The 12011-nt window shown below is 66.6% G+C and carries 12 protein-coding genes and 1 tRNA gene; 9 read left to right on the top strand and 4 right to left on the bottom strand.

The genetic code is table 11. The features are described 5' to 3' along the window. Positions 1–43 precede the first annotated feature (43 nt). The 7 genes from PIJ50_RS01665 to PIJ50_RS01635 all read left to right on the top strand — a co-directional run bounded on the left by PIJ50_RS01665 (position 44) and on the right by PIJ50_RS01635 (position 6933). Entirely contained in the window at positions 44–1603 is a 1560-nt protein-coding gene (locus tag PIJ50_RS01665; protein ID WP_271972124.1) for a bifunctional metallophosphatase/5'-nucleotidase, read from the top strand. A gap of 41 nt (positions 1604–1644) precedes the next feature. Continuing rightward, positions 1645–1718, top strand: a tRNA-Gly gene (locus tag PIJ50_RS01660). Between the two features lie 220 nt (positions 1719–1938). After that, the gene (locus PIJ50_RS01655; protein ID WP_271972122.1) at positions 1939–3069 is read left to right on the top strand and encodes an ABC transporter ATP-binding protein; all 1131 of its coding nucleotides are present in this window, start codon (positions 1939–1941) and stop codon (positions 3067–3069) included. Beyond that, entirely contained in the window at positions 3066–3971 is a 906-nt protein-coding gene (locus PIJ50_RS01650) for a carbohydrate ABC transporter permease (RefSeq protein WP_271972121.1), read from the top strand. The genes PIJ50_RS01655 and PIJ50_RS01650 overlap by 4 nt, the downstream gene beginning before the upstream one ends. Beyond that, positions 3971–4783: a carbohydrate ABC transporter permease gene (locus PIJ50_RS01645; protein ID WP_271972120.1), complete on the top strand. Its 813-nt coding sequence runs from the start codon at positions 3971–3973 to the stop codon at positions 4781–4783. The genes PIJ50_RS01650 and PIJ50_RS01645 overlap by 1 nt, the downstream gene beginning before the upstream one ends. A 20-nt stretch (positions 4784–4803) precedes the next feature. Next, the gene (locus tag PIJ50_RS01640) at positions 4804–6084 is read left to right on the top strand and encodes an ABC transporter substrate-binding protein (RefSeq protein ID WP_271972118.1); all 1281 of its coding nucleotides are present in this window, start codon (positions 4804–4806) and stop codon (positions 6082–6084) included. Between the two features lie 48 nt (positions 6085–6132). Further along, entirely contained in the window at positions 6133–6933 is an 801-nt protein-coding gene (locus tag PIJ50_RS01635) for a phosphodiesterase (protein ID WP_271972115.1), read from the top strand. 34 nt (positions 6934–6967) lie between these two features. On the opposite strand, the gene PIJ50_RS01630 is transcribed toward PIJ50_RS01635, so the two are convergent. From PIJ50_RS01630 to fabA, 3 genes are read right to left on the bottom strand one after another with little or no spacing between them, the layout of a single operon-like run. Then, complete coding sequence (locus PIJ50_RS01630; protein WP_271972113.1) at positions 6968–7765, bottom strand: enoyl-ACP reductase FabI; 798 nt, start codon at positions 7763–7765, stop codon at positions 6968–6970. A gap of 9 nt (positions 7766–7774) precedes the next feature. Further along, positions 7775–9001, bottom strand: a complete 1227-nt coding sequence (gene fabB / locus PIJ50_RS01625; protein ID WP_271972111.1) for a beta-ketoacyl-ACP synthase I — start codon at positions 8999–9001, stop codon at positions 7775–7777. A gap of 26 nt (positions 9002–9027) precedes the next feature. Next, on the bottom strand, positions 9028–9537 hold the full coding sequence (gene fabA / locus PIJ50_RS01620; protein WP_271972109.1) for a bifunctional 3-hydroxydecanoyl-ACP dehydratase/trans-2-decenoyl-ACP isomerase: 510 nt from the start codon (positions 9535–9537) through the stop codon (positions 9028–9030). A gap of 126 nt (positions 9538–9663) precedes the next feature. On the opposite strand from fabA, the gene irrA reads away from it, so the two are divergent. After that, complete coding sequence (gene irrA / locus PIJ50_RS01615) at positions 9664–10080, top strand: iron response transcriptional regulator IrrA (RefSeq protein WP_271972107.1); 417 nt, start codon at positions 9664–9666, stop codon at positions 10078–10080. Positions 10081–10134: 54 nt separating this feature from the next. Next, positions 10135–10953 (top strand): transglutaminase-like domain-containing protein, encoded by an 819-nt coding sequence (locus PIJ50_RS01610; RefSeq protein ID WP_271972105.1) that lies wholly within the window; start codon positions 10135–10137, stop codon positions 10951–10953. Here the strand turns inward: PIJ50_RS01610 and epmA are convergent. Further along, positions 10950–11969: an EF-P lysine aminoacylase EpmA gene (gene epmA, locus PIJ50_RS01605; protein WP_271972104.1), complete on the bottom strand. Its 1020-nt coding sequence runs from the start codon at positions 11967–11969 to the stop codon at positions 10950–10952. The two genes, PIJ50_RS01610 and epmA, sit on opposite strands and share 4 nt — an antisense overlap. Between the last annotated feature and the right edge of the window lie 42 nt (positions 11970–12011).

The raw sequence follows: 12011 nt of genomic DNA, 5'->3' as shown, positions 1-12011 counted from the left end.
CGGGCCCACGCAGTCTGGACGCGCATGGCACATGGAGCTTTCGATGCGGACAATCCTTCTGGCCACGGCCGGCGCGCTGGCGCTGAGCGCGGGCGCGGCGCAGGCCGACTTCACCCTGACGATCCTGCACACCAACGACGTGCACGACCGGTTCGAGCCGATCACGGCCACCGGATCGACCTGCGCGGCCGAGGATGACGCGGCGGGCAAGTGCTTTGGCGGGATGGCGCGGCTGGTGACGGCCGTGACGCAGGCGAAGGACCGCGCAGTCAACCCGCTGCTGCTGGACGCGGGCGACTGGTATCAGGGTACGCTGTTCTACACCCAGTACAAGCACGAGGCGGCGGCGGAGTTCATCGGCAAGCTGGGTTATGGCGCCATGGCGGTGGGCAATCACGAATTCGACGACGGCCCGGCCGAACTGGCCGCGCTGGCTGACGCCGTGGACGTGCCGATCCTGGCCGCCAACATGGACGCCACGAGTGAACCGCTTCTGGCGGACAAGATCGCCCCGCACGCGGTGGTGGAGGTAGGGGGCCAGAAGGTCGGCATCATCGGCCTGACGCCCGAATCCAACCCCGAGCTGTCCAGCCCCGGTCCGAATGTCCACTTCCAGGCGCCCATCGCGGTCGTGCAGGCGCAGATCGATGCGCTGACCGGACAGGGGATCGACAAGATCATCCTGTTGTCGCATTCGGGCTATCTGCTGGACCAGCAGATCGCGGACCACACCTCCGGTCTGGACGTGATCGTGGGCGGGCACAGCCACACGCTTCTGTCCAACATCGATCCGGCGGCAGCGGGGCCCTACCCGACGCGGGCGAACGGCGTGCCGATCGTGACGGCCGAATCCTACACCAAGTATCTGGGCGAACTGGTCGTGACCTTCGACGATCAGGGGCGTGTCACCAAGGCGGAAGGCGCGCCGATCCTGCTGGACGCCAGCGTTGCGCCCGATCCGGCCACGGTTGAACGCGTAGCGGCCCTTGCCGCCCCGCTGGCGGCGATCCGGGCCGAGGTGGTGGGCCAGACCCGTGCCCCCATCGACGGCAGCCGCGAAACGTGCCGCGTGCGCGAATGCACGATGGGCAACCTCGTGGCCGACGCGCAGCTGGCCCGCGTGGCGGACCAGGGCGTGCAGATCGCGCTGGTGAACGGCGGCGGGCTTCGCGCCTCCATCGACCAGGGGGAGGTGTCGATGGGCGACGTGCTGACGGTTCTGCCCTTCCTCAACACCCTGTCCACGTTCGAGGTGACGGGCGCCGACCTGCTGGCGGCGCTGGAAAACGGCGTCAGCCAGATGGAGGAGGGCGGCGGCCGCTTCCCGCAGGTCGCGGGCTTCCGCTACACGGTCGATCCCGCGGCTCCGGTGGGCAGCCGCATTTCAGACGCCGTGATCGGCGACGCGCCGCTGGATCCGGCGGCGATCTATCTGGCGGTGTCGAACAACTACGTCCGCAACGGCGGCGACGGATATGCGATGTTCAATGACGCGCGCAACGCCTACGATTACGGGCCGGATCTGGCGCAGGTGGTGGCGGACTACCTGCGGGCCCATCCCGACTACGCCCCCTACATCGACGGGCGCATCACGGTGAAATGAGGTTGCGCCCTCGGTCCCGAGGGCGTATATCCACCCCCAGCGCGGGCGTTGTGTAATGGTAAGACCTTAGCCTTCCAAGCTAAAGACGCGGGTTCGATTCCCGCCGCCCGCTCCAATCCTCTCATTGATGTTCACGCAGCCTTTGGCCTCGGGTGTCGTCTTTCCGTCGTCCCCGTGTCATCACGCATTTGCGAAAGTGGCCGGTTTTTCTTGGTTGCAGACGTTTTCGAGGAATTCGGACCAGAATAACGGGTCTGTCACAAAACGATCTTATTCCCGCCATCTCTCTGTCGTGTGAATGAGGGAAAGCGCTCCGCAAGGCAAAGGAGCGCAGAATGACGCCACAATCCGTCGACCTCACCGGCATCGGCAAGGGGTTCGGGGGGACCGAGGTCCTGAAGAACATCGACCTGTCGGTGCGACCGGGGGAGTTCCTGTCCCTTGTCGGCATGTCGGGCTGCGGGAAATCGACCCTGCTGCGCATCCTTGCCGGGCTGGAGGCGGCCGATCGTGGCACAGTGTCCATCGGCGGGCGCGATGTGACGGGGATGGATCCCAGCGACCGCAACCTTGCCATGGTGTTCCAGTCCTACGCCTTGTATCCGCACATGACGGTGCGCCAGAACATCGCGACGCCGCTGCGCATGCGCCGGCTGCCCTTGTCGGCGCGGCTTCCGCTGGTGGGGCGCATGATGCCCGGCCATGCCCCAGCGCGCGCCGCCATCGGTGCCGCCGTCCTTCAGGCGGCCGAGACGTTGCAGATCGCCCATTTGCTGGACCGCAAGCCCGCCCAGCTTTCGGGCGGTCAGCGGCAGCGTGTGGCCTTGGCGCGGGCGCTGGTGCGTGATCCGGCGGCCTTCCTGATGGACGAGCCGCTGTCGAACCTTGACGCCAAGCTGCGCGCCCACATGCGCGAGGAGCTGTCGAACCTGCACCGCCGTCTGGGCGCGACCTTCATCTACGTCACCCATGACCAGGTCGAGGCGATGACCATGTCCGACCGGATCGCCCTGATGGTGGAGGGCCGGATCGAGCAGCTGGGCACCCCGGATGAGCTCTACTGCGCGCCCGCCTCGCTGACCGTGGCGCGCTTCATCGGATCGCCCACGATCAACCTGCTTCCGGCCGAGATCGCGGGGGGCCGCGTCGTGGCCTTCGGGGTCGACACCGGCCTGCGCGCGGCGGGGCAGGGGCCGGTGACGCTGGGCGTCCGGGCCGAGGATCTGGCGCTGGCTGATCACGGCCTCGCCTTGCGAGTGGACCGGGCCGAGGCGCATGGCGCCGACCGGTTCCTGAGCGGTTCTCTGGTGGCCGACGCCACCCTGCGCGTCACAGTGCGGCAGCCCGCTTCGCAGCCGGTGGGGGAAGGGGTGGTGCATCTAGCCTTCGCGCCCGAACGCGCGCATCTTTTCGGCGCGGATGGGCTGCGGATGGCGAACACCGCCGACGACCGAGTGGCCGCATGACCGCCGCCGCACTGACGCAGGGGCCGGCAATACGGCGTGGCCGCAGCCGGGCAGCCCGCGGGATGATGTTCGCGGCCCCCGCGGCGTTCCTGCTGCTGGCAATCTACATCCTTCCGATCGTGGTGCTGGGCGTGTTCTCCGTCACGGATTACCAGCTGGGCGCCTTGTCCTTCGGCTTCGTGGGGCTGGACAACTTCCGCGCCGCTTTTGCCGATCCGGTCTTCCTGCGGGCCTTGTGGAACACCGCGCTGTACGCGCTGATCGTCATCCCTTTCGGCGTGTTCGGGGCGCTGGGGATCGCGCTTCTGGTGCACGGCCGCACCCGCAGCCGCGCTTTCTGGGAGGTGGCCTATTTCCTGCCCGTCACCGCCACGCTGGTGGCCATGGCGACCGTGTGGCAGTTCCTGCTGCACCCCACGCTGGGGCCGGTCAACAGCGTCATCACCTGGTTGGGCTTCGATCCCGTATCCTTCCTTGGCACGCCGTCGCTCCTGATCCCGACCATGGCGCTGATGGGGGTGTGGCAGATCCTCGGCTTCAACATGGTCCTGTTCCTGGCCGGCCTGACCGCCATCCCGAAGGACCTGCACGAGGCCGCGCGTCTGGACGGCGCCCGGAACCCCTTGGACCGGTTCCTGACCGTGACTTGGCCGATGCTGGGCCCGACGACGATGTTCGTGGTGGTCACCACGTCGATCAGCGCCTTCAAGGTGTTCGAAACGGTGGCCGTCGTCACCAAGGGGCGCGCGGGGGCCGAGACGCTGCTGTTCGCGCTGTATCTGGAAGGCTTCGAATATTCCAACACCGGATACGCCGCCGCCCTGACCCTGATCTTCCTTGCGATCGTGCTGGTCCTGTCCATCGGCCAGACGGTCCACATGGACCGGAAGGTGCATTACTGATGCGTCGTTTCCTTCCCCACATCGTTCTGGCGCTGGGTGCGGGCGTCATGCTGCTGCCCTTCTACTGGATGGTGTTGACCTCCATCCGCTCCCCGTCCGAGATCTTCGACGTCTCGCTCTGGCCCGTCCCAAAGCAGTTCGACGCGGCCGAGAACTACGCCCGCGCGGCGGGGCAGGTGCCGATGGCGCGGTTCATGCTGAACGGCGTGATCGTCTGCGCGGGCATCCTGATCGTGCAGGTGCTGACGGCGGTGCCGGCGGCCTATGCCATCGCCAAGCTGCGCTTTCCCGGGCGGCGCCTGCTGCTGACGCTGGTGATCGCGGCCCTGTGCGTGCCGATCCAAGCGCTGGCCCTGCCTCTGTTCGTGGGGCTGGCGAAGGCCGGGCTTCTGAACACCTATTTCGCGATGATGGCGCCCTTCTTCCTGTCCGTCTTCGCCATCTTCCTGTTCCACCAGTCCTTCCGCTCCTACCCCGACGAGATCATCGAGGCCGCCCGCATGGACGGCTTTTCCGAGATGGAGATCTGCTGGGGCCTCGTGCTGCGCGGCTCTCTGCCCTCGCTCGCGGCGTTCTCGGTCTTCTCGGTCGTGGCGCACTGGAACGACCTCTACTGGCCCATGATCGTGGTGTCGGACACCGCGCTCGCCCCGCCGCCGCTGGGCATGCTCTTCTTCTCGGACGTGGAGACGGGGGCGAATTACGGCGCGCTGATGGCAGGGGCCACCCTGATCACGGCCCCGATGGTCGTCTGCTTCCTGCTGGCACGACGGCACTTCATCGCGGGCATCACCATGACCGGGGTCAAGTGACCCCCCATCCGGAGACGACGATGACCCTGACCCGACGCTTCGCCCTTGGTGCCCTGGCGCTGCTGGCGACCCCCGCCGCCACACTGGCGCAGGACGTGACGCTGAACGTCCTCTACAACCTGCCGGGCTTCACGAAATTCCACCAGCCGCTGGCGGAGGAGTTCATGAAGAACAACCCGGACGTGAAGATCAACTTCCTGGCCCCAGCCGCCGGCTACAACGAAGGCCAGCAGCAGGTGCTGCGGTCGGCCGTGACGGGCGATCTGCCGGACATCTACTTCTCGGGCTACAACCTGACGGGGGAGCTGGTGCACACGTTGGCGCCCCGCGAGCAGATCACCGACCTAGGCCCGTTCATCGAGGCCGAGGGTGGCCAAGCCTTCCTCGACGCCAACTTCACCCCGAACATGGTAGCGCTGGGCAATGTCGACGGCACGCAATACGGCCTGCCGGTCAACGCCTCTTCGCCCATCATGTACATCAACGCCGATCTGGTGCGTTCGGTGGGCGCCGATCCGGAGAACATGCCCACCACCTTCCCCGAACTGATCGAGATCGCGAAGAAGATCCACGAGGCCGATCCCAAGGTCGCGGGCATGGCCTATGACATCGCGGGCTGGGCCGACGACTGGCTGTGGCAGGCGATGATCACCCAGCAGGGCGGCACGCTGGTCGATCCCGCCACGGGCAAGGTCGCCTTCGACAACGAGATCGGGTTGAACAGCCTGCGCCTCATCCGCCAGATGGCGGCGGAGGCCGGGGCGCCCGTCATGGACTGGGACCAGGCGCGCCAGCAGTTCGGCGCCGGAATGACGGGCTTCATGTTCTCCACCCCCGCGCATGTCCAGACGATCGAGGGGCTGGTCGGCGACCGCTTCCCGCTGATGACGACGACCTTCCCGCTGCAGGACAAGGAAAAGGGCGGCGTGCCGACGGGCGGAAACTCCGTCGTGATGCTGACGCAGGACGCGGCGAAGCAGAAGGCGGCCTGGAACTACATCAAGTGGATCACGGGACCCGAGGCGCAGAACGTGATCGTTCGCATCACCGGATATCTGCCGACGAACATCCGCGCGACGGGCGAAGACTATCTGGCGCCCTATTACGCCGAGCATCCGAACGTCGCGACGGCGGCCAAGCAGGCCACCCGCTCGCTGCCTTGGGCTGGCTATCCGGGCGGCGATTCAGTCCGCATCTGGCGCACGCAGCGCGACATCATCGGCACCGTGATGCGCGGCGAGGTCACGCCCGAGGACGGTCTGGCGCAGATCGTCGAAGCGACCAACGCGCTGATGAAGTGATCGGACGCGGCGCGGGATCCGTCCCGCGCCCCCTACTGGAGACGAGTCTTGAAGATCATCCAGATCACCGACACGCATCTTGTGCCCTCGGGCCGGATCGTGAACGGCGTGGACCCGGAGGCGCAGCTGCGCGCCGCCGTCGCCGACATCCTGACGCGTCATCCCGACGCGGACCTGCTGACCCTGACCGGCGACCTGTGCAACGACGGAGAGCCGGAGGCCTACGCGCTGCTGCGCGACATCCTTGCGCCCGTGCCGTTCCCGGTCCGCCTGATGCTGGGCAACCACGACCGCCGTCCGGCCTTTGCCGAAGCGTTCCCCGACCATCCCCGCGACGCCACCGGTTTCATCCAGTCCCACATGGACACGGCGTTCGGCCGCCTGCTGTTCCTTGATACGCATGAGGCGGGGGTGATCGGCGGCATCTACGGGCCGGATCGGCTGGCCTGGCTGGACGAAGCGCTGGCGGGGGCAGGGGAGGCACCGGTGACGGTGTTCCTGCACCATCCGCCCATGGCCGACGGGCTGGCGCATTTCGAACATATCGGGCTGCACGATGAAGGCGCGCTTCTGCAACGGCTGGAGGCGCATCGTCCCGGCATCCGCCATGTCGTCTTCGGCCATATCCACGTGCCGCTGGTGGGCGTGACGGCGGGCGGGGTGGCCTTCAGCTCGGGTCAGGCCTGCTCGCACCGCTTCATCACGGATCTGGCGGATCCGACGCCGTGGTGGACGGGCGGCAACCCCTGCTACCGCATCCTGACGCTGGGATCGTTCGGCCTGCGCGCCTATGGGGCCGAGGTGGGGCAGGTGGCCACGCACCGGGCCATGGCCTGCGCCGGCCCCTGAAACGCAAACGGCGCCCGCGAAGGGCGCCGTTTCGTCAATGTCCGTTCATGTGTTCGGGCTGCGGCATGCCCAACACGTGGTAGCCGCCATCGACGCGGATGATCTCTCCGGACGTCATGGCGCCGTAATCCGACGCAAGATAGACGGCCGTGCCGCCGATCGTTTCCAGCGTCGCGTTCGCGCGAAGGGGCGCGTTCGTTTCGGTGTGGCGGAAGGTGGCACGGGCGCCTGCGATGGCAGAGCCGGCCAGCGTTTTCATCGGCCCGGGCGAAATGGCGTTCACGCGGATCCGCTGCGGACCCAGATCGTTCGCCAGATAGCGGACGGACGATTCCAGCGCCGCCTTGGCCACACCCATCACGTTGTAATAGGGGGTGACCGCGTTCGAGCCCTGATAGGTCAGCGTCAGGATGGTGCCACCCTCGGGCATCAGATCCGCCGCACGCTTGGCCACGTCGATGAAGCTGTAGCAGGAGATCGTCAGCGAGTTGCGGAAGTTCTCGCGCGAGGTGTTGATGAAGCGGCCCGCCAGCTCGTTCTTGTCCGAATAGGCGATGGCGTGGACGATGAAGTCGATCGTGCCCCATTCGTCCTTCAGCCTGGCAAAGGCCGTGTCGAGGCTTTCGTCCCGCATCACGTCCACGTCCAGCAGGATCGAGGAGCCGACCGAGGCCGCCAGCGGCGCCAGCCGCTTGCCGAACGCGTCCCCCTGATAGGTGAAGGCCAGTTCCGCACCTTCGGCCGCCATGGCCTTCGCGATGCCCCACGCGATGGAGCGGTCGTTCGCGACGCCCATCACGACCCCGCGTTTTCCCTTCAAAAGCTCGGCCATTGGCGTTCCTTACAGATATTTGCTCATGACAAGCGTGGCGTTCGTGCCGCCGAAGCCGAAGCTGTTGGACAGGACAGAATCGAGTGTGACGTTTTCGCGCAGGGTTGTCACGATTTCCCCCTCGCGCAGTTCGGGATCGGGCGTCGTGACGTTGGCCGAGGCCGCGATGAAGTTGCCGTTCATCATCAGAAGCGAATAGATCGCCTCGTGCACGCCGGTCGCGCCCAGCGAATGGCCGGTCAGCGATTTGGTCGACGCGATGGGCGGGGTGGAGCCTTCGCCGAATACGCGACGGATGGCCTTCACCTCGGTGATGTCGCCCACGCCGGTAGAGGTTCCGTGGCTGTTGATGTAGTCGATCCGGCGGCCCTCGGGCAGCGTGGCCAGCGCCACGCGCATCGACCGCTCCCCGCCCTCGCCCGAGGGGGCGACCATGTCGTAGCCGTCGGACGTCGCGCCGTAGCCCGTCACCTCGCCATAGATCTTCGCGCCGCGGGCCAAGGCGTGCTCCAGCTCCTCCAGCACGACCACGCCGCCGCCGCCCGCGATGACGAAGCCGTCGCGCGTCGCGTCATAGGGGCGGGAGGCGGTGGCCGGCGTGTCGTTGTATTTCGACGACATCGCGCCCATCGCGTCGAACAGGCAGGACAGGGTCCAGTCCAGTTCCTCGCCGCCGCCGGCGAAGACGATGTCCTGCTTGCCCAACTGGATCTGTTCGACCCCGTTGCCGATGCAATGCGCCGAGGTGGAGCAGGCGGAGGTGATGGAGTAGTTCACGCCCTTGATCTTGAACGGCGTGGCCAGCGTGGCCGAGTTGGTCGAGGACATGCAGCGCGTGACCATGAACGGCCCCATGCGCTTGGGCGCGCCCTTTTCGATCACCGTGTTGTGGGCTAGGAAGAAGTTGGAGGTTGACGGACCGCCCGAGCCCATGATCAGGCCCGTGCGCTCGTTCGACACCTCGTTCGGTTCCAGCCCTGAATCCTTGATCGCCTGTTCCATGGCGATGAAGTTGTAGGCCGCCCCCGGACCCATGAAGCGCAGGTCGCGCTTGTCGATGTGATCTTCCAGCACGATCTGCGGCATGCCGTGGACCTGGCTACGGAAGCCGTGTTCGGTGTATTGCGGGGCGGCGACGATGCCCGAACGGCCCGCGCGCAGCGAGGCTTCCACCTCGGCTGCATCGTTGCCGATGGGAGAGACGATGCCGAGGCCGGTGATGACGACGCGACGCATGGACGATGTTCCTTTCGGTTCCCGGATCAGCTCTCGGAAAGAGCGACCTTCATGTCCTTGACCTGATAGATGACTTCGCCATCCGCCTCGACGCGGCCATCGGCCACGCCCATGGTCAGACGACGGGTCTGCACGGCTTTGGTGAAATCCACGAAATAGCGCAGCATCTTGCGCTCGGGGCGGACCATGCCGGTCAGCTTGACCTCGCCCACGCCCAGGGCGTAGCCGCGGCCCTGCCAGCCACGCCAGCCCAGGTTGAAGCCCGTCAGCTGCCACAGCCCGTCAAGGCCAAGGCAGCCGGGCATGATCGGGTTGCCGGGGAAGTGGCAGGCAAAGAACCACAGGTCCGGGTGGATGTCGAATTCGGCCACGACATGACCCTTGCCATGCGCACCGCCATCCGCGGAAATCTCCGTGATGCGGTCCATCATCAGCATCGGCGGTTCGGGAAGCTGGGCATTGCCGGGGCCGAACAGTTCGCCGCGCGCGCAGGCCAGAAGTGCTTCCTTGTCGAAACTCGTCGGATAGTCCGCCATAAAGGCTCCCCATAGATATTCCGCCCCCCTGTATCACCGCAGCCGAACATGTGGCAAGGGCAGGGGGATTCCGTTTGAATCCCGGCGGGCCGTCACGATATAGGGAGACGGAAAGGTGACGCAACAATGACCCAGACGGCAATTGAACGCGGAACACATTGGCTGGCCTCGGCCGGACTGCGTCCGACACGGCAGCGACTGGCCTTGGCGAGCCTGTTGGTCGGGGACGGCCAGCATCGGCATGTCACGGCCGAAAGCCTGTTCGCCGCCAGCACCGACACCGGAGAGAAGGTGAGCCTTGCCACCGTCTACAACACCCTGCGCGCCTTCTGTCAGGCCGGCCTGATGCGCGAGGTGGTGATCGACGGCGCGAAAAGCTATTTCGACACTCGCATGGACGATCACCCGCATTTCTTCTGGGAAGACACGGCCGAGATCGTCGACGCCCCCGCCGACCAGTTCCGCATCGCGCAGTTGCCGAAACTGCCCAAGGGCGCCACGCTCAGCAAGGTCGATGTGGTCATCCGTCTGAAGCGCGGCTGACCGGAACCGGCAGGGCCCTGCCGCGTTCTTCCTCCGGTCCAGAGGAAGAGTGTCATGTTTATCAGGTTCGGCTACGACATCACCGTGGCCTGCGCGCAGCCCACCCATTTCGTCAGCCGCATGGCGCTGCGCCCCGAACGTCGTGGCGATCTGGTTCAGGACGAGGTGATCGAGCTGTCCGAAGGCATTCAGGCGCACCCCTTCCTAGACGGGTTCGGCAACCATTGCCTGCGCTTCACCGCCCCGGTGGGCGAGACGCGCATCAAGGCCACCGGGCTGGTGCGCGACAGCGGGAAACCGGACGACGTAGCCCCCGGTGCGGGCGAAACCCCGTTCGAGCAGCTTCCGGACGACGTCCTGCCCTTCCTGCTGCCCAGCCGGTATTGCGAAAGCGACAGCCTGATGAACATCGCCTGGGAAATGTTCGGCCATCTGCCCCGCGGCTGGGCCCGCGTTCAGGCGGTCTGCGACCATGTGCATGGCCGCATCAAGTTCGACTATCAGAAGGCCAGCGCCACCCGCACCGCGCAGGGCGCGCTGTCGGACGGTTACGGCGTGTGCCGCGATTACGCGCATACCGCGATCGCCCTGTGCCGCGCCCTGTCCATCCCCGCGCGCTACGTCAACGGCTATCTGGGCGACATCGGCGTGCCCTATGCCGGCGCCATGGACTTTTCGGCCTGGTTCGAGGTGTGGCTGGACGGGCGCTGGTATGCCTTCGACGCGCGCCACAACGTGCCGCGCATCGGGCGGGTGAACATCGCCGTGGGGCGCGATGCGGCGGATGTGGCCATGCTGCACAGCTTCGGCCGCCACGACCTGCCGATCTTCACCGTGGTCTGCGAAGAGGAAGAGGCCGACAGCGTGGCCTAGCCCACGGGCGTCCACATCACTGCGTCGATGTCGGGCGCGCCGGTGGCCAGCATCACCAGCCGGTCGAAGCCGAGGGCGATCCCGCTGGCCGGTGGCATGATCGCCAGCGCGGCCAGCAGATCCTCGTCCAGCGGATAGCGTTCGCCATAGATGCGGGCCTTCTCGTCCATCTCCGCCCCGAAACGGCGGCGCTGTTCGACGGGATCCGTCAACTCGCCAAAGCCATTGGCCAGTTCCACCCCGCAGGCGTACAGCTCGAACCGTTCGGCCACGCGGGGATCATCGGCGGGCCGCGCCAGGGCCGCCTCGGCCACGGGGTAGCGGTCGAGGATCGTGGGGCGGTCAAGGCCCAGCGTCGGCTCCACCTTTTCCGACAGGATGCGGGAAAAGATGTCGGACCAAGTGTCGTCCCCCGCCACGCGCACGGGCGACAGGCGGGCAAGGGCGTCGCGGTCTGTGCCCTCCGGCGTCAGGGTGGACATCAGGTCGACCCCCGCGCGGGCGAAGGCGTCGGCTACTGACAGGCGTTCGGGCGCGGCGAAGGGGTCGCAGGTCCGGCCGCGGTGACGAAACTCCCGCACTCCCGCCGCTTCGGCCGCCATGCGCATCAGGGCGGCGCAATCGTCCATCAGGACGGTGTAGTCCTGTCCGACGCGGTACCATTCCAGCATTGTGAATTCGGGACTATGGCGTGCCCCGCGTTCACGGTTGCGCCAGACATGCGCAAAGGCCGCGATACGCGTTTCGCCCGCCGCCAGCAGCTTCTTCATCGCGAATTCGGGGGAGGTGTGCAGATACATCGTGCGTGGTTCGCCGTCGTTGCCGATGGCCGTGGTGGCGAAAGCGTGCAGATGCGTCTCGTTTCCCGGGCTGACCTGAAGCGCGGCGGGATTGACCTCCAGGAATCCCTCCTCGTCCAGCCAGCGGCGGATGGCCGATTGCAGGCGGGCCCGGGCCAGAAGGGCGGGGCGGCGGTCGGCGTGGCGGTCGGGATGCCACCAGGGGCTGTCTGTCATGTCTCGGGGCTTCCGATTTGCGGTGATATGCGTTAGATCACG

Origin of the sequence: Falsirhodobacter sp. 20TX0035 (genome assembly GCF_028307215.1) — a bacterium.
GTDB lineage: Bacteria > Pseudomonadota > Alphaproteobacteria > Rhodobacterales > Rhodobacteraceae > Falsirhodobacter.
The sequence above is the reverse complement of the archived record's forward strand: the minus strand, read 5'-3'. Positions and strand labels throughout refer to the sequence as shown.

Excerpts from the sequence above, each read along its gene's own strand:
- fabA (WP_271972109.1), bottom strand. The coding sequence starts at position 9,537 with ATGGCGGACTATCCGACGAGTTTCGACAAGGAAGCACTTCTGGCCTGC.
- PIJ50_RS01640 (WP_271972118.1), top strand. The coding sequence starts at position 4,804 with ATGACCCTGACCCGACGCTTCGCCCTTGGTGCCCTGGCGCTGCTGGCG.
- epmA (WP_271972104.1), bottom strand. The coding sequence starts at position 11,969 with ATGACAGACAGCCCCTGGTGGCATCCCGACCGCCACGCCGACCGCCGC.
- fabB (WP_271972111.1), bottom strand. The coding sequence starts at position 9,001 with ATGCGTCGCGTCGTCATCACCGGCCTCGGCATCGTCTCTCCCATCGGC.
- PIJ50_RS01650 (WP_271972121.1), top strand. The coding sequence starts at position 3,066 with ATGACCGCCGCCGCACTGACGCAGGGGCCGGCAATACGGCGTGGCCGC.
- irrA (WP_271972107.1), top strand. The coding sequence starts at position 9,664 with ATGACCCAGACGGCAATTGAACGCGGAACACATTGGCTGGCCTCGGCC.
- PIJ50_RS01610 (WP_271972105.1), top strand. The coding sequence starts at position 10,135 with ATGTTTATCAGGTTCGGCTACGACATCACCGTGGCCTGCGCGCAGCCC.
- PIJ50_RS01655 (WP_271972122.1), top strand. The coding sequence starts at position 1,939 with ATGACGCCACAATCCGTCGACCTCACCGGCATCGGCAAGGGGTTCGGG.
- PIJ50_RS01665 (WP_271972124.1), top strand. The coding sequence starts at position 44 with ATGCGGACAATCCTTCTGGCCACGGCCGGCGCGCTGGCGCTGAGCGCG.
- PIJ50_RS01645 (WP_271972120.1), top strand. The coding sequence starts at position 3,971 with ATGCGTCGTTTCCTTCCCCACATCGTTCTGGCGCTGGGTGCGGGCGTC.
- PIJ50_RS01630 (WP_271972113.1), bottom strand. The coding sequence starts at position 7,765 with ATGGCCGAGCTTTTGAAGGGAAAACGCGGGGTCGTGATGGGCGTCGCG.